This window comes from Pseudoalteromonas sp. APC 3495, from assembly GCF_030407645.1.
GTDB classification, from domain to species: Bacteria; Pseudomonadota; Gammaproteobacteria; order Enterobacterales; family Alteromonadaceae; genus Pseudoalteromonas; species Pseudoalteromonas tetraodonis.
Map to the genome: position 1 here is coordinate 18,208 of NZ_JASDDA010000014.1, position 21,279 is coordinate 39,486.

General features: G+C 40.0%; 19 protein-coding genes. 6 read left to right on the forward strand and 13 right to left on the reverse strand.

What is annotated here, in order from left to right:
* Window positions 1–4: 4 nt before the first annotated feature.
* Complete coding sequence (gene ppnN / locus QL984_RS07895; protein ID WP_013463271.1) at window positions 5–1,348, reverse strand: nucleotide 5'-monophosphate nucleosidase PpnN; 1,344 nt, start codon at window positions 1,346–1,348, stop codon at window positions 5–7.
* A 77-nt stretch (window positions 1,349–1,425) separates the two neighbouring features.
* Entirely contained in the window at window positions 1,426–2,934 is a 1,509-nt protein-coding gene (locus QL984_RS07900) for a GGDEF domain-containing protein (protein WP_013463272.1), read from the reverse strand.
* 225 nt (window positions 2,935–3,159) lie between these two features.
* On the opposite strand from QL984_RS07900, the gene QL984_RS07905 reads away from it, so the two are divergent.
* Both QL984_RS07905 and QL984_RS07910 read left to right on the forward strand, forming a co-directional pair.
* Window positions 3,160–4,950, forward strand: coding sequence for a M61 family metallopeptidase (locus tag QL984_RS07905; RefSeq protein WP_138764121.1), 1,791 nt, complete (start codon window positions 3,160–3,162; stop codon window positions 4,948–4,950).
* A gap of 144 nt (window positions 4,951–5,094) precedes the next feature.
* A complete protein-coding gene (locus QL984_RS07910) occupies window positions 5,095–7,266 on the forward strand; it encodes a S46 family peptidase (RefSeq protein WP_128583276.1) in 2,172 nt (723 codons plus the stop codon).
* 560 nt (window positions 7,267–7,826) lie between these two features.
* Here QL984_RS07910 and QL984_RS07915 read toward each other — a convergent pair.
* A complete protein-coding gene (locus QL984_RS07915) occupies window positions 7,827–8,720 on the reverse strand; it encodes a response regulator (RefSeq protein WP_013463274.1) in 894 nt (297 codons plus the stop codon).
* Window positions 8,721–8,817: 97 nt separating this feature from the next.
* On the opposite strand from QL984_RS07915, the gene QL984_RS07920 reads away from it, so the two are divergent.
* On the forward strand, window positions 8,818–9,618 hold the full coding sequence (locus QL984_RS07920; RefSeq protein ID WP_028834807.1) for a hypothetical protein: 801 nt from the start codon (window positions 8,818–8,820) through the stop codon (window positions 9,616–9,618).
* A gap of 930 nt (window positions 9,619–10,548) precedes the next feature.
* Complete coding sequence (locus QL984_RS07925) at window positions 10,549–10,911, forward strand: DUF4437 domain-containing protein (protein ID WP_138764120.1); 363 nt, start codon at window positions 10,549–10,551, stop codon at window positions 10,909–10,911.
* A gap of 184 nt (window positions 10,912–11,095) precedes the next feature.
* Here QL984_RS07925 and QL984_RS07930 read toward each other — a convergent pair whose 3' ends face one another.
* From QL984_RS07930 to QL984_RS07965, 8 genes are all read right to left on the reverse strand, one after another.
* The gene (locus QL984_RS07930; RefSeq protein WP_138764119.1) at window positions 11,096–12,001 is read right to left on the reverse strand and encodes a hypothetical protein; all 906 of its coding nucleotides are present in this window, start codon (window positions 11,999–12,001) and stop codon (window positions 11,096–11,098) included.
* A gap of 137 nt (window positions 12,002–12,138) precedes the next feature.
* Window positions 12,139–12,408, reverse strand: coding sequence for a hypothetical protein (locus tag QL984_RS07935; RefSeq protein ID WP_075170199.1), 270 nt, complete (start codon window positions 12,406–12,408; stop codon window positions 12,139–12,141).
* Window positions 12,409–12,542: 134 nt separating this feature from the next.
* Window positions 12,543–13,079, reverse strand: coding sequence for a hypothetical protein (locus QL984_RS07940; protein ID WP_138764118.1), 537 nt, complete (start codon window positions 13,077–13,079; stop codon window positions 12,543–12,545).
* A gap of 163 nt (window positions 13,080–13,242) precedes the next feature.
* Window positions 13,243–13,821, reverse strand: coding sequence for a GNAT family protein (locus QL984_RS07945; protein ID WP_128583274.1), 579 nt, complete (start codon window positions 13,819–13,821; stop codon window positions 13,243–13,245).
* A gap of 36 nt (window positions 13,822–13,857) precedes the next feature.
* Complete coding sequence (locus QL984_RS07950) at window positions 13,858–15,180, reverse strand: hypothetical protein (RefSeq protein ID WP_128583273.1); 1,323 nt, start codon at window positions 15,178–15,180, stop codon at window positions 13,858–13,860.
* Between the two features lie 134 nt (window positions 15,181–15,314).
* Window positions 15,315–15,734 (reverse strand): hypothetical protein, encoded by a 420-nt coding sequence (locus tag QL984_RS07955; protein ID WP_128583290.1) that lies wholly within the window; start codon window positions 15,732–15,734, stop codon window positions 15,315–15,317.
* Window positions 15,735–16,076: 342 nt separating this feature from the next.
* Window positions 16,077–17,090 (reverse strand): transposase, encoded by a 1,014-nt coding sequence (locus QL984_RS07960; protein ID WP_128583272.1) that lies wholly within the window; start codon window positions 17,088–17,090, stop codon window positions 16,077–16,079.
* Window positions 17,087–17,923 carry a tyrosine-type recombinase/integrase gene (locus tag QL984_RS07965; protein WP_128583271.1) on the reverse strand — a complete coding sequence of 279 codons (837 nt, stop codon included), beginning with the start codon at window positions 17,921–17,923 and terminating at the stop codon, window positions 17,087–17,089. Before QL984_RS07965 ends, QL984_RS07960 begins: the two co-directional genes overlap by 4 nt.
* A gap of 379 nt (window positions 17,924–18,302) precedes the next feature.
* Between QL984_RS07965 and QL984_RS07970 the strand changes: the two genes are divergently transcribed.
* On the forward strand, window positions 18,303–19,574 hold the full coding sequence (locus QL984_RS07970) for an aminotransferase class I/II-fold pyridoxal phosphate-dependent enzyme (RefSeq protein ID WP_128583270.1): 1,272 nt from the start codon (window positions 18,303–18,305) through the stop codon (window positions 19,572–19,574).
* A gap of 68 nt (window positions 19,575–19,642) precedes the next feature.
* Window positions 19,643–20,302 (forward strand): NAD(P)H-dependent oxidoreductase, encoded by a 660-nt coding sequence (locus tag QL984_RS07975; protein ID WP_290172358.1) that lies wholly within the window; start codon window positions 19,643–19,645, stop codon window positions 20,300–20,302.
* A gap of 17 nt (window positions 20,303–20,319) precedes the next feature.
* Here the strand turns inward: QL984_RS07975 and QL984_RS07980 are convergent, their stop codons facing one another.
* Both QL984_RS07980 and QL984_RS07985 read right to left on the reverse strand, forming a co-directional pair.
* Entirely contained in the window at window positions 20,320–20,508 is a 189-nt protein-coding gene (locus tag QL984_RS07980) for a DUF1289 domain-containing protein (RefSeq protein ID WP_128583268.1), read from the reverse strand.
* A gap of 14 nt (window positions 20,509–20,522) precedes the next feature.
* A complete protein-coding gene (locus QL984_RS07985) occupies window positions 20,523–21,038 on the reverse strand; it encodes a hypothetical protein (RefSeq protein ID WP_036954790.1) in 516 nt (171 codons plus the stop codon).
* Window positions 21,039–21,279 lie beyond the last annotated feature (241 nt).

Sequence of the window (21,279 nt, forward strand, 5' to 3'; positions counted from 1 at the left end):
AAACTCACGCTTTTATTGTATAACAAGGAATATACTTACTGCCAGGGAGCTTCATTCTACCTTGTTCTACAAACGCTTGTAAAAGTGTGTCCATTGCTTTCATTAAATCAGGCTCGCCACTGAGGACATACGGGCCGTCTTTTTTAATCGCATTTAAACCTTCTTCTTTTACATTTCCCGCCACTATTCCCGAAAACGCACGGCGTAAATTAGCCGCTAACTGTTGTTTGGGTTGATCAAGGTGTAAATCAAGCGACGCCATAGCCTCATGAGAGGGGTAAAAAGGTTGCTGAAAATCACTGTCTATTTTCAAGGTCCAGTTAAAGTAATACGCATCTCCTTGGCTTTTACGGTATTCGCGTACACCATTCATTGCCGACTTTAACTTTTGGCTTACTAATTGAGGATCATCAATAATCACTTCAAATTTATCTAGGGCTGCATCGCCTAAAGTCATTTGAATGAATTGACACAGCTCCTCAAAGTAAGCTTCACTTTGTTTTGGACCGGTAAGAATAACAGGTAAACATTGCTTTTCGTTTTCAGGGTGCAACAAAATACCTAATAAATACAATAGTTCTTCAGCTGTGCCTGCACCACCAGGAAAAATAATAATGGCATGAGCGGTGCGAACAAAGGCCTCAAGTCGCTTTTCAATATCGGGTAAAATAACCAGTTCATTCACAATCGGGTTAGGTGGCTCAGCTGCAATAATACTGGGCTCAGTTAAACCTAAATAACGGTTGTTAGTTATACGTTGTTTGGCATGACCAATAGTGGCGCCTTTCATCGGGCCTTTCATTGCACCAGGCCCACAGCCAGTACAAATATTTAACCCGCGTAAGCCTAATTCGTAACCTACTTGTTTAGTGTATTTATATTCTATTTCGTTAATAGAGTGGCCGCCCCAACATACAATCATGTTAGGTTCACTATTTACTTTAAGAGCGTCGGCATTTCTAAGCATGTCAAAAACCATGTGGGTAATGGCTTTAGTTTCTTGGAGATTTTTTTCATACTTTTGGCAAATAAATAAGATATCGCGAATAACCGAAAATATGTGCTCATGTATGCCGGTGACTATGTGGCCGTCAACGAAGGCCGTTTGCGGCGGGTTCTCTAATTCAATTTTAATACCGCGTTCACGGCTTACCAAACGAATATCAAAGTCTTTATGTTTTTCGTATATATCGTTACTTACATCGGTATGGCTGCCTACATTAAGCACAGCTAAAACACAATTTCTGAATAACCTGTAGCGTTCGCTTGTTGATGACTGTTCTAGTAGGTCTACTTCTAGCTGCGATAATAAATCTAATACCCCTGTTGGGTTTAACTGTATTAGCATCGGCATTCTCCTTGATACTTCTTGGGTAAATTTACTGCGTAATTATGCCTTGTACTCAAAGGTAGAAATGCATAACACTATTTACTAATGCACAGACGATCCCGGCCTGAATTTTTAGCATCGTATAAAGCTTGATCGGCTCTATCAAATGCTTTTAGAGGGGTATCACCCTCTTTAAATTGGGTTGCGCCTAGCGAAACAGTAATTTCAATTTGTTTGTCTTTAAATTTAAACGGTATCTTTTTAATAGACTGTCTTAATTTATTGAGGTGCGCTGTCGCGTTTTCAAGTGAAGTGCGTGGCATTAATAGCACAAACTCTTCGCCGCCATAGCGTGCAATAAAATCTGATTGCCTAATCGACTTTTGCAGCGCTTTGGCAATAACTTGTAAAGTAATATCGCCCGCAGTATGGCCAAATCGATCGTTGATTGATTTAAAATGGTCGACGTCTATAACAACTAGCGTTATGTCTGACGGTTGTTCGTTAAATAAATTAATTTCGTGGTTGTAACGCTCATCAAATGCCGCGCGATTAGGCAGTTTTGTCAGGCTGTCGAGTAAGCTTTTAAATCGTTGCTCATTTAAACGTTTTTTATAGTTACTGACTTTGTTTTCTAAGCTATTAATTCTTTCATTTATTTGCGTAAAGCTGGCAACTAAAATTCTGCGATCTTTTTGTTCGAGTTGCTCTTTTTCTAAAATATCTGCACTGAGTGAGCGTAACTCGTTTTCAACTAGCTGCTTTAACGCTGTGATTGAGGTCGCATTTTTTGTTTGTGTATTTAAACTTTCTAGCTTTTCACCAATGCGTTGATTTATTGAGTCAAACTCAACATTCATTGATTCAGAGTGTTCACTGGTTGATACCAATGAGCGATGCAGCTCCTCAAGTGTTTGGTTTAATGAAGCTAAAAAGCTTTGCGCTGATTCACGTTCAACGTGAATACTTTTAACAATTAAAGTAATCACATCTATTGCGGCATCAAGTAACTGGTCAACGGCTTTATTTTTAGCAATGCGTTTTTTTATTAAATACAGTGATTCGTTGGCTTCTTCTTCTAGCACGAGCTCACTAACTAATTTAAACAGCTTTTCAGTGAGCACACTTAGATTGGGTGGTTCAAAGGTATTATTGCTTTTAGCAATTAAAGCTTGATGATAAAAGGTGATTAATTGGTTTAATATTGGGATAAACCCATGCACCGATTGTATATCGTCAAGTTGGTTATCTAATAAATGACGCAGCGTTCTGCGGGTTTCGTCAGGCAGGCCTTTCGTTTGTTGTAACTGTTTTCCTGCATTTTGTACGCTGGTTAACAGGTCGCGTTGATGCGCTAGTTGAATCGCTTCCTGATTTTTTAGCAAGGCCAAAATATCATCTACCAAAGGAGAGAAGTCTTCAAAATCCATTCCTTTGTTTAATGCGCTACGGAACTTTGCTAGGCGGTTATCAAGCTCAATATCAAGTCCTTTACAGCTTAAAGATAACTTAGCCGCAAAGTTAGAAAGGGTGTCAACTTGATGTTTACGAGCGCTTTCTATTACTTTTCTACTGTCAATTGCTTGTTTTAGTTTTTGTTCCACCGTATTGGAGCTCCTAGACACCTACACACCATTATTTTAATACCTTTATTGGTTTAGTTTACAACAAAAACATATTAATAGTAGGTATGAGATCAAAAACTTAATGTTTTTAGCAACAAAATACGAACGATCTTAAATATAAGTGTATTTATCGCTTTTAATTCACTTTTAAAATGGGTCTTGTTAACCTTGGCACAACAATACGTTATATAAAAAAGAGCCTTTATGAAAAAGCTACTTGCCTTATCAATTTTAGCTGCCTGTTCAGCACCGGTATTTGCCGACGTTAATTACGCTTTAAACATTTCTCAGCCAGAGCATCATTTAGGTGATGTGAACGTAGAATTTCCTAAAACGGCGCAGTCTTTCTTAGATGTGAAACTTCCAGCATGGCGCACTGGTCGTTATGAAATTTTAAATCTTGCCAATGGCGTTCGCTACTTTAAAGCCAGTGATGATGAAGGTAATGCATTAAAGTGGGAAAAGATTGACCACAGCACATGGCGCATCCATTTAAATGAACCCACTGAAGTAAATATAGATTACCAAGTGTATGCCAATGAGCTAGGTAAGCGCGCCCGCCATATTGACGACAGCCATGCCTTTATTGATGCATCAGGCTTTTTTATGTTTAGCGAATCATTTCGCCAAGAGCCAGTAACGGTTGAATTAAACGTCCCTAAAGCATGGCGCTCTGTGTCAGGCATGGAAAATTATAAAAATAAGCACAGCTTTAAAGCCAGTGACTACGATGTATTAGTTGATTCGCCAATCGAAACCGGTATTAACGAGCTACGCACTTTTGAAGTTGATGGTCGTGAGTACGAACTGGTGGTATGGGGTGAGGGCAATTACGATATTGAACTGATGCTAACCGATTTGAAAAAGCTAGTGGCTACCGGCAATGTAATTTGGGACAGCTACCCGTATGAACGCTATGTATTTATGGTACATGCTACATCAGGCGCAAGCGGGGCAACTGAGCACTTAAACTCAACGATTATTCAGCGCCCACGCGACCGCTTTGCTAAACGTGAAGACTATTTAGGTTTTATAAGTACGGCAGCTCATGAGTTTATTCATACTTGGAATGTAAAAGCGTACCGTCCTAAAGGGCTTGCGCCATATGACTACACTAATATTAATTATTCAAAATTGCTATGGATAGCAGAGGGCTCTACCAGCTATTTTGAAGATCATTTATTAGTGCGTTCGGGTATTCAAACTAACGATGAGTTTTTTAATGTATTAAGCAAAACCATTAACCGCCACCTCACAACACCGGGGCGTGAAGTACAAAGTGCCACCGAAACCAGTTTTGATAAATGGATAAACCAAGGCGGCGATCACGCACGTAACTACAGCACTAATATTTATCTTGAAGGTTCATTATTGTCGATGGCGTTAGATATCGACCTACTTGAAAATAGCCAAGGTAAAATTAGCTACAGAGATGTACATAAAGCGCTTTATAAACAGCATAAATTACCGGCAGGGTTTACTGAGCAAGACGTACTGGCTATTTTAAAACAACTATCAGGGCGTGATTACAGCGCGTGGTGGCAGGCAAATGTTAGCTCACCAGCCAACCTTGATTTTGATGCACTGCTAGCAAAAGTAGGTTTAAGCCTTGAGTTACCAGAAAAAGCCAAGGCCACACCAAGCTTAGATGCATTTACTAAAAATACTGGCGAGTTACTTACGCTTACCCATGTACGCCGCGATGGTGCAGCATGGCAAGGCGGCTTAACCACCGACGATAAACTCGTCGCTATTAATAAAAAGCATGTAGGTAAAGACTTAACAGCCAGCCTAGAAACCTTTAAAGCAGGCGACAAAGTTACTGTTGATTTTATTCGTCGTGATGCATTAATGTCGACTGAGCTTGTGTTGTCTGAAGACTTCGACAAACCTAAAAAAGTGGTTGCGAATAAAAATGCCACTGATGAGCAAAAAGCATTATTTAAAGCATGGATGGGTGTAGCGCATCCAAATGATGTGAAAAAAGACGACTAACATCGTATATCATATTGTTTAAAAAGGAGCTTAGCTCCTTTTTTGTTTATTGGGCGCTATATTGTAACAATTTATCTCAGCGCAGTTGACCTTACTCATACTTAATGAGTAATCTGCAGGTTCAATAATAAAAGGGATTCTATAATGCGTTTAAAACCTCTTGTTGCCACTTTGGTAGCAACCTGTTCACTGGCACTTTCTTCTGCGGCCAATGCCGATGAAGGTATGTGGCAACCTCATCAGCTACCAGAGCTGGAATCAATTTTAAAAGCCAAAGGCCTTGAAATCAGTGTTGATTCAATTTCAAAATTAACCGAATTTCCAATGAATGCGGTTATTAGCTTAGGCGGATGTACAGCCTCGTTTGTTTCGCCAAAGGGCTTAGTTGTTACTAACCATCACTGTATTTATGGCTCAGTGCAATATAATTCAACGCCTGAAAACAACATACTTGAAAACGGCTTTTTAGCAAAAACACCGGCTGAAGATTTACCTGCTGCGCCAGGTTCACGTGTGTACGTTACAGAAACAGTGACCAACGTGACTGATAAAGTAATTAGCGGCACTAACGAGCTAAGTGCAAAAGCACGCTACGATGCGTTAGAAAAAAATCAAAAAGCCCTCGTTGCAGAGTGTGAAGCTGATGCTAGCTACCGTTGTAATGTATATTCGTTTCATGGTGGTTTAGAGTTTTACCTTATTAAATCGCTGGAAATTAAAGATGTACGTTTAGCGTATGCACCTGCTATGGGCGTAGGTAAATACGGTGGCGATATCGATAACTGGATGTGGCCGCGCCACACGGGTGACTTTGGTTTTTACCGCGCATACGTAGGTAAAGATGGCAAGCCAACAGAGTACAGTGAAGATAACGTACCTTACGTGCCAGAGTCTTACTTAAGTGTAAGTGCTAAAGGCGTGCAAGAGGGTGATTTTGTCATGGTTACTGGCTATCCAGGACGAACCAATCGTTACCGTATTGCGGCAGAGGTCGATTATGTATTTAACGACAGCTACCCTAAAGCGCGCATGCACAATACTAAATACGTGTCACTTATTGAAGAAAACTCAGAAGATGGCAGCAAAGCGCGTATTGCTTACGAAAGCACCATAGCTGGTTATAACAACTACATTAAAAACTATGGCTCGATGATCGAAAGCTTTAAAAAAGGCACCATGTTTGAGCGTAAAAAGCAATTTGAACAAGAACTTACAAGCTGGATAAACAGCGATAGCGAACGTAAACAGCGCTACGGTAACGTACTTAATGAGTTATCAGCACTTGTTGCACAATCGCAAGAGCACAGTGAGCGCGACCGTATGGTAGGCTATGTTCACCGTTCACAAATGATCAGCACGGCACGTCGTTTATACCGTTTAGCTTATGAAAAACAAAAGCCAAATAGCGAGCGTGAATCGGGTTATCAAGAACGTGATTTACCGCGTATTAAATCGGGTTTAGAGCGTATGTCACGTCGCTTTGACGCAAACGTAGATAAAGCCATATTACTGCACTTTTTAGAGCAATATGCAGCATTACCTAAAGCAGAGCGTTTTAGTGAAATTGATAAAGCCTTTGCTTTAGAAAATGGGTTTGATAAAGCAAAACAAAGTGCATTACTTGATGAAATGTACGCTAAATCAACGCTTGATAACGAAATTGTACGTAATTCATTATTTGAGCAAACGCTTAGCCAATTAAACCAAAGCCAAGACCCATTCATGCAATATGCAAAAGCCATATTCACGGTAATGAAAGCTGAGGAAGATAAGTCAAAAGCCCTTGCAGGTAAGTTACAAGCCGCTCGCCCAGAGTTAATGAGTGCGATTATTGCCTTTAATAAAGCGCAAAACAAACCGGTTTACGCCGATGCAAATAGCACATTACGTGTAACTTACGGCACGGTAGGCGGGTATTCTCCGCAAGATGGTTTAGTGGCCACGCCGTTTACCTCACTTGAAGGGTTACTGGCTAAAAACACCGATGTTGACCCATTTAATGCGCCTAAAAAGCTGCAAGAGCAAATTAAAGCCAAGCTTTATGGTGATTACACCGGTGGCATGAATACCGTACCGGTTAACTTTTTATCAAACGTAGACACAACTGGCGGTAACTCAGGTTCACCAACACTAAATGGTAAAGCTGAGCTGGTGGGTTTACTGTTTGACGGTGTGTACGAAAGCATTATTGGTGATTGGGATTACAACCCAGAGCTAAATCGCTCAATCCATGTAGATTCACGTTACATGCTGTGGGTAATGGATAAAGTAGATAACGCACAAAACTTATTAGACGAAATGAAAATCGTAAAATAAGAAGCAGTTAAAATAATAAACAGGCGCTTACCTTAATCGGAAGCGCCTTTTTTTGTTTAAACATTTTCGGCGATTAATTTAACTTAGGGTACGGGCTACGGGCTACGGGCTACGAGGTTCGGGCTGCGGGCTACGAGCTGCGAGGTTCGGGTTGCGGGGGGAGTTAATTTGTTTTTAGCAGTAAATGTCTTTCGTAGCAGCGACTTTATATCGCGTCAGAGTTAAGCCTAAATAAGCATTTACCACCGAGGACACAGAGTTCACAGAGAAATGCTTAAAAGATATCAATCCACCTCTGTGTAGCGCAAAGCGCCTCGGAATTCTCTGTGGTGCAAAAATTGTTTTTATCAGTAAATGTCTTTCGTAGCAGCGATTTCATATCGCGTATTTATGGACATTAGCATTTTACTCGCGCCTCGTAGCTCTCACTTCTCTTTGTTAAATAAGGTCTTTAAGTGATTTATGCACAAAGAGGGCGAAGAGACGCTGCGCTTTTGTATGAGCAGGGTGTTTTTAAATATAAACTTTTTAATAATGGTAACTACGTTGCGTTTAATTTATTAAATGCCAACCAACATTATTTTACCTTGTGCCATCCCCTCAAGCTGACAACTAAAATCAATTCGCTTTTCTGCAGGTGTTTTATACAGCAAAGTGAGTTTACGAAAAGGCGTGGTAATCACTTTGACCGTTTTGATTTGTAAACTAACGCGTGTTCGTTTGTCTAAAAAGGCAAAAGCCGTTTCCGTTAACGCTTTTTTACATGCGCTTAATGCTGTATTCGTTACAACGCCTGACAATATAGAGTTACTGATATCTTCAGCCGACAAGCTGCTATAGCCACTTGCCATTACGCAGGCAGCATAAATATCAAGTATGGCAATGGCACGTACTTTTTGACTTTTTGGATCCTCATAAACAGCCATGACGCAGGGTACTTTAGACTCATCAAATACCTGAGGTTGAATTGTGTTTACGATTAAGGACTGACTTATATGTTTATGAAACAATCGTTCTAATTGCGACAGTTTTGGTAACGCTAAATCACTGTTTAATTCAATTTCATCAGGGATGATTTCGTTATTTTCAACAAGCTGTACTAAAGGCAATAATTTATCGTGTAGTTGCGCGTCTGTGAAAGGCTTTGATAATACAAAGGATGCACCAAAGCTAATAGCTTCCTCAATTTGAGACTTTTCATCAACAGTGGTCAGCATCGCCACTATTATATTAAGTTGCCTTTGCTTTATTGCACGTAATAACGTAACTCCACACATATCAGGCATATGCCAGTCTGTAAGGACAATATCGGGGTGCCAACTACCAATCAGCGTTAACGCAGATTTAGCATTGCTAGCTTTTTCTATTAATAACTTTCGATAGCCAAATTTTTCCAACCCTCGGCGTACTATTTCGAGTGTTGCTTGGCTATCATCCACGATAAGTATTTTCACACAGGTAACTTTTTTTTAATGTTGTTGTTATTATGGCAGATTTTTTTCACAGCGCTAAACTCTAGTAAATAAACACTTAATTTAAGATAATTTAATAATGCCATATGCTGTTTTTCCGCCAGAGGTTTATCATTATATTGCTATAAATTTTGGGCTACTTATTTTAGCCGCGTGGTTTTATATTCTTTTACTGATACTCAGAGAGTTTAGGGCTTTTGCGTTGAGTATGGTTAAAAGTAACGGCACAATGGATGATGCGACGTTAGCTATGTGCAGAGAGTCTGTTGAAAATGCCATGAGCTATGTTAATGATAATCGAAAAACTATCGCTGAGTTAATCAGTGTACAAATGCTGTTACAACAACAATTAACAGAGGTTACTTCATCAACCAAAGATCATGTTACCGAAAAAGAACAACAGCTAATCGATGATCTCAATAAAAAATTAAAACGCTCGCATCAGTTAATTCGCAAACTAAAAGGGGATCTCGATAAAAGTGTTGAAAAATTAAAAGTTACCCGTCAAAAGCTCTATGCACAATATGATGCAGTGACTGTGCTTCAAGAAGAAAAAGACCAGTTACAAGCAGATTATGAAGCGCTTAAAACCGCAAGCGAAAATAGTGATAAAACATCAAGCGCAGATACATCCTCAACGCCCGATCAAACAAGACTACTTAACACTTTAAACGAATATAAAAGGCAAATTGCAGAGCAAGACCAACTACTACAGCAATTGCAGTTACAAACAGACGGGCCAGAAAGTAGTGAGGAGTTAGACACACTCAAGCAAGAGCTAGAAAAAACTCAGTACGCACTTAAACACCTTACAAAAGAAAAAAAATTCATTGAAGGGCGCTATTTAGAAATGATGAAAAATAGCCAAAAACCAAGTTAGCAAACGACTTTTTTTTTGCAGTCTGAGCCAGTACACGTTATGGCTGTGTTTTCTCATTCTTTCCTCATTCACTTCTCTGTGGTGAAAAAACTGTTTTTAGCAGTAAATGTCTTTTGTAGCAGCGATTTCATATCGTGTTAGAGTTAAGCTTAAATAAGTATTTACCACCGAGGACACAGAGAAATGCTTAAAAGGTATCAATCCACCTCTGTGTAGCGCAAAGCGCCTCGGGATTCTCTGTGGTGCAAAAACTGTTTTTATCAGTAAATGTCTTTTGTAGCAGCGATTTCATATCGCGTATTTATGGGCATTAGCATTTTACTCGCGCCTCGTAGCCCGAAGCCTCCCATCCACTTCTCTTTGTAAAATAAGGTCTTTTAGAGATTTATTTACAAAGAGGGAGAAGAGACGTTGCGCTTCTAGAAAAACAACACTGTGCTTTTCACTCATGCTTCAGCTTATTGATGAGTTGCATGATCGATTGATTGTTTTTTGTTAATTAAAGGCTTAGATGTAAATGATTAAATAAACCTTATTCAAGGTTTTGTCGCACTGGCGACAGCAGCCAAAGAGGGGCTGCCGCTGGTCCCTCTCTGGACACTCTCAGCGCACCCGAGCATCACGCTTTATCCTTCAAATAAACCATTGCTTGAACGTAAGCGGCGTATATTCACCATCCATGGCGAAGTTACGCCTTGTATTTCATCCATGAAATACATTACTCAGCAATACCTTATTTTCAGGGCGTGATGAAGGGGGAAATGTTAAACGTAACATGGGTAGTCACTTTTTACTTCGGTCGATTACAATGAAGCCCAGTAAACAAAGGCAACCTCAATTATTATTAGTGTTTTGCATTAACGATTGGCAGCAAAGTGCCAGAAGCAGATGGTCAGGAGTTATAATGTCTGAAGTCAAGATTTGACCCCTTTGGCTTCTAGAAGTCAAGATTTGACCCCTTTGGCTTCTAAAGAGTCGATGACTAAAACGGGCGTCAAAATAACCTATTTGTGGGGTAGCCTTGAAGAAGGTGAATTTAGAGGTGCACTTCTCAAATTTCCACCAGGTGTATCAGCAGCACTGAGCAGTAAGGCAAATACACTTCACGCTGTATTAATCAAAGGAAAGATAGCCTATCAAACACAAAGTAGTTTAAAGGCACTTAAACCCGGTAGTTATTTTGGTTCAAATGGCCTACATGCTCACCAACTTTCTTTCAACGATGATGATGAAAGCTTTATTTACGTGCGAAGTGATGGTGAATTCGACATTATATTAAACCCTAAACCCTAAACCCTAAACCCTAAATTCTAATTTATATCAATAAATGCAAGGCGGTCGTTACTTGAAAGTTACGACAGCCTTGGATAAACACAAGTCATGTCAATATTAGAATTTACTGAATCAGCGTTGTTCAAATACACTGGCTCAGTATGAGTTGGTAGTCGTTATTGTTACATTGCCTATGGTTTGATCATTAATAAGGGTAAAGACTGCCATTTTGATAAATGTTTGCCAGCCAGTCATTCACGATAGTGTTGGCTTCACTGAGTTCAGCCTGTGAAAGCTGAGGGTATAGCCGTTGCTCAAACCATGCATAACGATTATATAGTTCACCGTTTTCCGTTATTTCCATCATTAGGCGATTTAATGCGTACGACTTTGCTAAGCTATTACCGCTGATTTGTTGCGAATGATACAAAGCCGACAATTTCATTAACGCTTTTTCACTGCCATGCTGGGCTGCTTGCTCTAAAAAAGCGATTTTTTGTAGCTTGAATGCATCGCGCTTTTTAATGTACTCATCTCTGTTTTGTGTTTTAAAACCTTGTGATTGCATATAAAACTCTGCTGTTATATCAGCAAATGTTTGTTGCGCTGCAACAGATCCGTTTTGCGCTGCATCATAAAAATATAAATAAAACTCACGACGTTGCTCCTGATTAATTCCACTACAGTAATCAAATCTTTCTAACGTAGCATCAATTGCTTCACCTGCATCGGTATAATCAGCTATGGCTTCTAGCTTTGCTTGTAAGGCAAAATCATCAATAGGGGCAGTAAAGCAATATCTTAAATTGGCTGCAACAATATACTTTGCATCAATATCGCCTTTGCCAGCCTTATTTTTTAACTGCACTAAATGTGTTTTTAGTTGCCCTTGTTGTTTCCAGCGTGGAATGGCCATTACAGCAAGTTGGTTATTTTGATCTTGTATGCCTTTTTCTATAGGGGCGATAGTGTTTTTATCGGATAAATCATCGAGTGTTTCTTGTTTTAAACTAAGGGGGGGAGTTGCTTTTAACGTATTTGGTTCCTTTACCACTGAGTTGAGAGGTGAAGAGTGCGATAATCGGCCACTGCTATAACTTAGTGCAATCAAAAGTAATATTAAGGCTAAGCATAGGTAAAGCAAAACACCTAGAGTTTTATTATTTATTTTCAAAGGCTTGGTACCATTTATTTACGTTAAGTTAAAACAGATTAAATTCTTATTATTCTAAGTTAGCATGTTAGTTATTAAATAACTTCATCTTCATTAGCTGGATCACCACTTTCATCTTCGCTTTTAATTTGTTTTTGCTTCATTCTTTCAATTTTTTTTATTTCTTGAGGAGGAATAGGGTAGATTGATATTAATGGAAAAAAAGCTAAAAAGACCAATGCCCCCTTTGGCATTTTTTTGCTCCAAGTAACTAACTTAAACATTCCCTGAAAAACGACTAAGGCGAGTAACATTCCACCTAAATAATAAAATACTTCAATATCAATAGCGTTGAGTAAATCCATTTATCACTCCATCTTGTTGTAGTAACTCAATGGGGAGAGTGCTGATGATATTCAAGAGTTAAATGAGTTTTGGTACTCATTTACTACTAATTGCCTTCTCTATGTTCAAATGATTTTAAGGACATTGTCAGAGTTTAGGTGTTTGTCATATCCTTGGTTAACATTTGATAAATACTTATTATATAAGTTAAAACGATAACGCAAGAGATAGCTAAAATACTACTGTTAGGGAATAAATACCAAGCGGCTACAATTAAAATACTTCTTAGCACAGCATGAATTAAGCCAACAGGGTGTTTAACGATCCAAGAATATACTACCCAATGGAGTCCTAAGCCAACGCCTAAACTCAAAGGAACAAATTCAGGTGCATTTAAAAGTAATGGAATATGGACAGCCCAAAGAAGATTAACCATCACTATGCATAAACCCATTAGTTTTGCTAAAGGATTGGATGAGGAAACTAAGTTCTCATTTCTAAATTTAGCAATTAATAAAGCTATAGGAAAAATACCGCCTGTTGCAAAAAGTAAAATATATATAGAAACATTTGCGCTAAATTGTGTACTTAGAAACCCAACTAAACCCCAAATAATGATTCCAGCAACCGGCATTGAAATAGATCTGTTTGAAGATTGCTCAAATTCTTTTCTGTAATCATCTAATGTCAAAATATTCTCTCCTTGCTTGAGTAATGCTCAGACTTATTGAAGCACATATCGCGGCGTTAAGTAGTGAGCAACGCTGATACGAAACTTAACCTTGCCACCAGAAACACAAAAACTCAACCAAACCGAAATTACCGCGCGTTGCGAATCTGCCTTAAAAGCTTTGTTAGCAGAGTTTTTTTAGCAACCCTTGCTTAATTTCAGACCACTCTGAATCAATAATTGAATAAACAACCGTGTCCCTTACAGAACCATCCTTTAGTATTTGATGGTTGCGTAAAATACCGTCTTGATTTGCACCTAGCCGTTCAATAGCTTTTCGAGAAGCTGTATTGCAAACATGAGTTCGAAACTCGACTGCAATTGCCTCGTACCTCTCAAATAACTGTTTGAGGAGAAGATATTTACACTCTGTATTTATCAGAGTTCCCCTAGCCGAATTTGCATACCAAGTATAACCAATCAAAGCCCGTTTATTTGAATCATCAACTCCATAATAACGAGTCGACCCTACTATCTTATTAGTCACTCTGTCTCTCACCGCATAGGCGATATTACCTAGAAGCATCTGAGTGATTGCATCACTGACATAGCAATGCATCTTTTCTGGGCTTGGTACATTAGCGAACGATAGCTTCCAATGCTCTCCGTCTTTAACTGCCTCAATCAATGCCGGAACATGATCTAAAGTAAGAGGTTCAAGAGCAACATATTGACCTTCAATTAAGCTTTTTTCTGTCCACATAAGCCTCAATTTCCGTTTGATGTTCTTGTTAGCTACCTATTTCACCAATCTATCGTAATCAGCTTTAACACCATTTGGAATAGATGCTGCATCGATTAGCTCAAGTACGCTTTTCAAATTTCGTCTACAGCTTCCGTTGTTAGATACACGACGACCAATGGTTGTACTTCGAGCAGTAGCGGATCTGATAAGGGTTGCTACTTCGCGAGGAGAAAAACCTCGAATTATATCGTTGTAATACGAAACAGCTGCATTTGATATACCGTAACCATTTCCTATACGACAAGAAACTACTGTTTGTACGAAATAATCTTGAATTGTTTCTGGAATAGCACCTTGCTGTGAAACTTCTAATAGCCTTTCAGCAAATGGTGGTTCATTATAAAAATTATTCATTCCATTGTGCGCATTCCAAAGGCGATCAATTGCTCTTGAGAAAACAACATGTTGTTCTGATTCGTTAAGCAAGCCTAGTAAGCCAAGTTTTTCAAAGAACTGTAAAGAGGCGGTGTGTTTATCTTCAAAACCTTTCGCAACATAGTCAGAATGGCTATTGATTAAATCTGATTTTATTGTTGCAGTGAAATTTCCGCTCAAGCCACCACAAATATCTAGGGCATTTAATCTAGCTGGCTCAGCTGTTGCAGGATCACAGTAAACGCCGTGAACCATATTTACTAACATCTGTCTTTGCGCATCGTGGGTTTCAGTTAATCTTTGAATCCAAATTTGGCACTGGTGGTCATTAAATCTAGGACCTTTAACCGCAGAGATATACGCACCAATATCTACGCCTTTTGGCGAAGATGAATCTGCTAAAGCGTAGCGAACGCAGCGGTTTAGGAATGTTGTAAACTCACGGTCATTGACAGTGCCCATTGTAGGGTGAGCAGCAGAAAAGTTATTTCTTACATCTCTACATTGATCTAAAAAGAAAAAACCGTCCTCATCTATAATATTAAGTTTTAGGCAAAGATCTAATAACCTACTATCTTGTAGCTCAAGAAGATGTTTTTCTTCAAAGTCACTTTGTTGAATTTGAGCAACTACAGCCAACCCAAAGTTTCTAATTTTTTGACGCAGTTGTAAAATTGCAGCATTCCATATGTAGTTCATTGCACCGTCAAATAAGCCTGTACTAACAGCTACGCACATACGTGCGACTAGCTCGCCTCTCAAATCGGCTGGTATTTCACGTAACTCCCTAGGAAGATCTCTCCACGCGTATTCGATTTCTTCTTGGCTTGCTAATACATCTCTGGGTATACCAAGTGCCGCAGTGAGTTCATTAATAGCGGGTAAAACAGTATTTGGTAATGCTGGAAGGTTTACGTCTTCCTTAACAACGATATCGTTCATTTATACTCCATTATATGAGAGGTAGCTAACGCCCCAATAAGGGGCTAAAAATTGTTTGCTAAAATGTGTAGCGAAGCGAAACCGAGCAAACTGTTTTTAGTCCCGCTTAATTGGCTTGTTAGGTTACACTTTACTCAAAACTTTGCCCATTGCTTTTTTAAACCTACGCCATGGAATATACCAAAGGTTAAGCAAATTATGGAACTCCATAACCAAAACTCGGGACTACGGCCCATTGGTATGGACATTAGAGTAAACCCAGCAAGTCCACGAATAAGGTATATTGATGTAATAACTATTAGAGCTAACCGAGTTAAGGGAAGTTTCCGTATTAAACCCGCAGCAGAAAATGCATAAAGTGACCAAATAGACAAAACAGAAAAAATACCTAATGTTATGAATGTTGGATAATTACTACCTTGCTCTGCCATTAATGCCATTTCTTCTCCTGCACCAAAGAATCTATACCATGGCGCACCGAAGAATATACAGCCTAAGTGAAGTATTGCCGCAATAGCACTTAATACTCCTGAAATGATCAAATATACATTCATTTGATTGGAAACCTCCGTGTAACCTAACATTTTAGTATTTATGCGACACGCTGTTTGTGTTGCATAATCGCTTGTTGGACTGAGCCGCTACCTGCTCGGTGTGTCAGAGTTGGTGTTGTTTATGCTATGGGAATTTGCTTTTTGGAGGCTCTCACTTTCCTAGCTGATTTAATCAGCTTAGCGAGTGTTATGTAAGCTTTCCCTGCATTGCTCAGCGCTTATTATGTATTCATTACACCTAAATTTGCCTTAATAAGCAATTATATTTTTTACACGTACAGAGGCCGCTAGCCTGAGCAGTTAAGCAGGTTAACTAATTGATTTTAAGCAGCTACCTAGCTGCTAACTCGTTCGCCCTACTTTGGTCCTTGTTTCATATAACTGGAATACGCCAATTAATCGCATGATACCTGCCTTACAATGCTGGCAAGGCCAATGCGGTATCAGTGTTACGTTTTCTGTCTTTAGCTTCTCCACTTTACCTATGTGTGATTCTTGTGACCTTATTAATGCTAACTTTCGCTTGCGACATGCATTAGCTAAAAAACCATAGTGACGAATGCGCATAAACCCTTTCGGCAATACATGTTGTAAGTAACGACGTAAAAATTCGTCACAACTCAGTGTCATGACCTTATCGCGGTTATTATCTGCATAATCGTGGTATTTAAAGCTCACTGACTGCTCATTCGCTGACACTAATCGCGATTCTGACATCACGCCTTTTCGTGTATAACGAGCAAGGTAACTAACTAGCTTTTCACTGTACGTTAAACAGGCTTTACTATAAACACACCATTTGGTTGGCATGTTTATCTTCTCGAATGAACTATCACATTCATTGAGCGCCGCCAGCATTTTACCTCTAAACACTGTTGATAACGCTTTCACGGGGTATAAATAGCCTTTTTCTATTTCATGCCAGTGCGCTTTATCAAGCGCGCCTGCGGGTATCAAACAGTGTAAATGGATATGCTGACTTAAGTTTTGCCATGCGGCTTTAAATAAACACTGGTACAACGCGCTTGGGTTATAGTGCGCAATGATATTCAACTCATGAGGGAGCGTAAAAACAAGGTGGAAATACCGACACGGTAATAAATCCTCTTGCTGCCTTTGCACCCACTTAGCAGTAGCCATGCCTTGGCAACGCGGACAATGACGGTCTCGACAACTACATCCAATCTTTTGTGACTCACCACAGTTATCACATTGCCATGCTTGGTAACCGAGCTGACCTGTTCTGCATGATTGAAGGTGCTGACAGACACGCAGTTGTTGATAGCTCATCGTATGATGCTGTCGATAATTCTCAAGATTTGAGTTTAAAATATCAGCGAGATGCAAAGCGCTCACTGTTTACCCCAACTCGCAAGCAAATCAATGCCGCCATGACCTAACTCTGGTAACCAATGTAAGTAACTTTGTGTCGTTTTAATATCACTGTGACCAAGCTGATGTTGCAATTGATGAAGTGGCATACCTGATTCAAGTTGGTGTGTTGCATAAGCATGGCGTAAAGCATGTGGGTTACAGTGCTTTAAGCCACATGCTTGTGCATGTTTTCTCAATGCCTTTCTGAAGCTTGAGGGTGACATGGGTTTATCCATTAACAACCGCGAGTAAAACATCCAGCCCGTTGGGTGATACATTTTCCAATAACAACGTAATTGAGCCAGCACACTGTCTGATACAACCACATAGCGTGACTTATCTCCTTTACCCTTTTCAATTAAAATGGTTTTACGCTGTCCATCTATGTTTTTCACTTTAATGTGCAACAGCTCGCCAATACGTAAACCACACCCGTAACACACCACTATTAACGTTTTTAGTCGCATATCATCCGTGCAGCTCTCTATCAGCCGCCGCATATCATCACGTGATAAATAGGTGGGTGCGCGAAGTTTTACTTTTGGCAATGCGACGTCTAAGTTCAATGGCCGGTGTAAAATATTCTTAAACATAAACCAAATGCTGTTTATCTGTATTTTTTGGCTTGCTCTAGACAGTTTACGAATAGCGGGATCGTTAAAAAAGGCGTTAAGTTCGTCATCAGTAATCGAATCGAGTGGTTTATTAAAATAATGACTGAGTTTTAGTAAATGTTCACAGTAGCTTTTACAGGTACTTTGCGAATAACCACGATAGGCTATTTCAGTTTTGACTTGTTCAATGAGTGTATTCATGACTTACCTCCAAGTTATGGGATAACCCCAAGGTAAGTGTGGCTCAAATGGTCAGAATAGGATCTCCGCGTAGCGGCTTAGTTCAACAATTTAATAGTGCGCTCATCGCGCATATTCATACCAGCACTGCGCTCATTTTCTTTTACATATAGTTTTAACAAATTACCTAACATATTACTATCACTAAGTTTTTATTGTGTTTAATAAATACTTAGAGGAATAATATGCGCGCTTGGCTCATTTTCTTGAATATATGAGCGAACGGTAGAATTAGATACAGCACTCAATCAAATTACTTCAACATTCTTTAGTATATTTCATGTGCATTTTGTAACCATTAAATGCTAGGTTAGGTGTAACTATATTGAAGGAATAAATTATGAAACTTGAGTCTTTAGCGTTGCACCATGGTTATGAATCTGAAGCCACCACTAAGTCGGCGGCGGTGCCAATTTATAACACCTCTTCGTACACCTTTGATAATACCCAGCATGGCGCTGATTTATTTGATTTAAAAGTGCCGGGTAATATTTATACCCGCATTATGAATCCGACCAATGAGGTACTTGAGCAGCGTATTGCGGCGATGGAGGGCGGCATTGGTGCGCTGGCAGTGGCCTCGGGTATGGCGGCGATTACCTATGCAATTCAATGTTTATGTGAAGTGGGCACTAATATTGTAAGCACCAGCCAAGTGTATGGCGGCACTTATAATTTATTTGCCCACAGCTTGCCGCGCCAAGGTATAGAAGCGCGAATGATTAAAGCCGATGATTTTGACGGCTTTGAAAACGCGATTGATGAAAACACCCGTGCGGTTTTTTGCGAATCAATTGGTAACCCAGCTGGGAATATTGTCGATATTGCTCGCCTTGCGAAAATTGCCCACAGTAAAGGGGTGCCTTTAATTGTAGATAACACCGTGGCTACGCCGTATCTGTGTCGCCCATTTGAGTTAGGTGCCGATATTGTGGTGCACTCGCTCACTAAATACATTAACGGTCATGGTACCGCGATTGGTGGCATGATTGTTGATTCGGGCAAGTTTGACTGGAAAGCCAATGCCACCCGTTTTGCGATGATGAACGAGCCTGATCCGTCTTATCATAATGTAGTGTATACCGATGCGTTTGCTGAGGCGGCGTTTATTGGACGTTGTCGCGTTGTACCACTTAGAAATACCGGTGCGGCGCTTGCGCCTAAAAACGCCTCTGATATTTTAATTGGCCTTGAAACGTTAGGGCTAAGAATGGATCGTCACTGCGAAAACGCGCAAAAAATTGCTGAATACCTAGAGAGCCACCCTAAGGTGCTTTGGGTTAATTATGCGGGACTAAAATCAAGCCCGTATAACGAAATGAGCCAAAAAATTACCAATGGTAAAGCGTCAGGTATTTTAAGTTTTGGTATTGCCGGTGGCCTTGAAGCCGGTACGCGCTTTATTGATGCTCTAAACATGATTTTACGTTTAGTTAATATTGGCGATGCTAAATCGCTGGCGTGTCATCCTGCATCTACCACGCACCGCCAATTAAATGATGAAGAACTGGCCAATGCGGGCGTTAGCCGCGATTTAATTCGTTTATCGGTGGGTATTGAAAACATTGACGACATTATTGCCGATGTAAGCCAAGCGCTTGATAAGGCCTAAATTGTACAGTAAATACCTCAAACTTTTTTGAGATATTTATTTTTGTAATCAAAAAGGAGTGCAGATACATGAAATTTTTAATTTTTCTCGGTTCGGTTAGAAAAAGTACCCCACCTAAGCCTGCGCGTTTAGGGCAAAGGGTAGCAAAAGCATGTGAGCGTTGTTTGCTTGAGCACTACTCTGAACACGAAATAGAGCTTATTGATCCGCTCGATTACGATTTAGACCCTATCTTTAAGCCGCATTTTGCTTACGCACAGGGTGATGCGCCAGAGTCGCTTAATGCCTTAGCAGCAAAAATTAAAGCCAGCGATGGCTTTGTTATGGTGAGCCCTGAATATAATCATTCGATGAGCCCAGCACTCGCTAATTTGTTAAACCACTTTGGTAGCTCGTTATTTGGCTATAAACCCAGCGCGATTGTTACGTATTCTGCAGGGCAATGGGGCGGTGTGCGCGCTGCTGTTGGCATGCGCAGCTTTTTAAGTGAACTGGGCTGTTTGCCGGTATCAGCAATGATCCATGTACCAAAAGCACAGGATGTGTTTATTGAAAGTGGTGAAGCAAACAATGCGGCAGAGCAAACATCGTGGGATAGCTATTTTTCGCGCACATTCAATCAATTAATTTGGTGGGCAGAAGGCGCTAGCAAACAACGTGAAGCGTTAGATCCAAAGCAATTAATTAAAGATTTTAAACGCGACCCATCACAACGTAATGCGCCTTAACGGTTAATAAATTGAAGCTATTCTTTTTTGGCGTCTTCACGAGGGGAGGCCAAAATAGTTTGCTTTTGCTCATCGGTTAAAATAATCCAGTCGAATATTTCGTCACTTGTGCGCCCGCACCCAGTACAGTAGCCATTCATTCTATAACATTCACCGATACAGTCTGTTTTTAAATGAGTGGATTGTTTACTGGGTGTTAGGCGCATACATTCTCTCGTAATTATTTAGTGGCGACGGGCTTTCCTACTTCTAACGAGGTAGACCAGGTTTTAATTTTTGATAAGGTTTTGCTGGTATAAACAGAAATAACCGGCGATTTATCATCAAGTACAAAGGTGGTGCGCAGAGAGGTTTCCGACTCTTTTTGTGTTTCTAACCAGTTGCTATTTTTTGTTAGACATTGGCGAGTGAGCTCAACGGCTTGTTGATGCATGGCAACGGCTTGTTGTTGGTCTTTGTAGTTTTCTTGACAGCGATAGGTCACGGTTTGATTGTTAAAGCTGGTTACTTGGCAGTTATTGCCAAATACGTTGTACTTTGCGCTCCACACATCTAAATAAGGTGTTTTTACTTTGGTGTCTTTTAACGCTGCAAAGCGATTGTCATAGGCGGTAATCAGCCCATCCATTTTTTCGCAGGGAGTTAGGTTATCTAGTTTAGCTTTTTGTTCAGTGGTTAAACTGCTACAGCCAGATAAAATTAGGCCAGTTAATACCAGCGATATATAGGTTTTCATAATGCGCTATCCTTTTGTAATAGCTATTCCTTGAACATTAGGGTCTATTGACCTTTCAAGGTTGAATTTGCAGCAGTCTGTTTGGTATTTAGGCAAGGCAGAGCCTATGTAGTGTGGTTATTCCCCATAAATAGGTGATAACGCAGCATCAATGCCAAACAGGCGCTGCCCTTCGGGTTCTGCCTAGGGGCGATTTACTCTTTGTTGCTCGGTTTTGACTTAGCCCACTAGGTTGCAAACC

Coding starts and splice junctions, on each gene's coding strand:
- QL984_RS07905 (WP_138764121.1), top strand. CDS start 3,160: ATGAAAAAGCTACTTGCCTTATCAATTTTAGCTGCCTGTTCAGCACCG.
- QL984_RS07965 (WP_128583271.1), bottom strand. CDS start 17,923: ATGAATACACTCATTGAACAAGTCAAAACTGAAATAGCCTATCGTGGT.
- QL984_RS07920 (WP_028834807.1), top strand. CDS start 8,818: ATGCCATATGCTGTTTTTCCGCCAGAGGTTTATCATTATATTGCTATA.
- QL984_RS07950 (WP_128583273.1), bottom strand. CDS start 15,180: ATGAACGATATCGTTGTTAAGGAAGACGTAAACCTTCCAGCATTACCA.
- QL984_RS07955 (WP_128583290.1), bottom strand. CDS start 15,734: ATGAATGTATATTTGATCATTTCAGGAGTATTAAGTGCTATTGCGGCA.
- QL984_RS07935 (WP_075170199.1), bottom strand. CDS start 12,408: ATGGATTTACTCAACGCTATTGATATTGAAGTATTTTATTATTTAGGT.
- QL984_RS07970 (WP_128583270.1), top strand. CDS start 18,303: ATGAAACTTGAGTCTTTAGCGTTGCACCATGGTTATGAATCTGAAGCC.
- QL984_RS07985 (WP_036954790.1), bottom strand. CDS start 21,038: ATGAAAACCTATATATCGCTGGTATTAACTGGCCTAATTTTATCTGGC.
- QL984_RS07945 (WP_128583274.1), bottom strand. CDS start 13,821: ATGTGGACAGAAAAAAGCTTAATTGAAGGTCAATATGTTGCTCTTGAA.
- QL984_RS07975 (WP_290172358.1), top strand. CDS start 19,643: ATGAAATTTTTAATTTTTCTCGGTTCGGTTAGAAAAAGTACCCCACCT.
- QL984_RS07980 (WP_128583268.1), bottom strand. CDS start 20,508: ATGCGCCTAACACCCAGTAAACAATCCACTCATTTAAAAACAGACTGT.
- QL984_RS07910 (WP_128583276.1), top strand. CDS start 5,095: ATGCGTTTAAAACCTCTTGTTGCCACTTTGGTAGCAACCTGTTCACTG.
- ppnN (WP_013463271.1), bottom strand. CDS start 1,348: ATGCTAATACAGTTAAACCCAACAGGGGTATTAGATTTATTATCGCAG.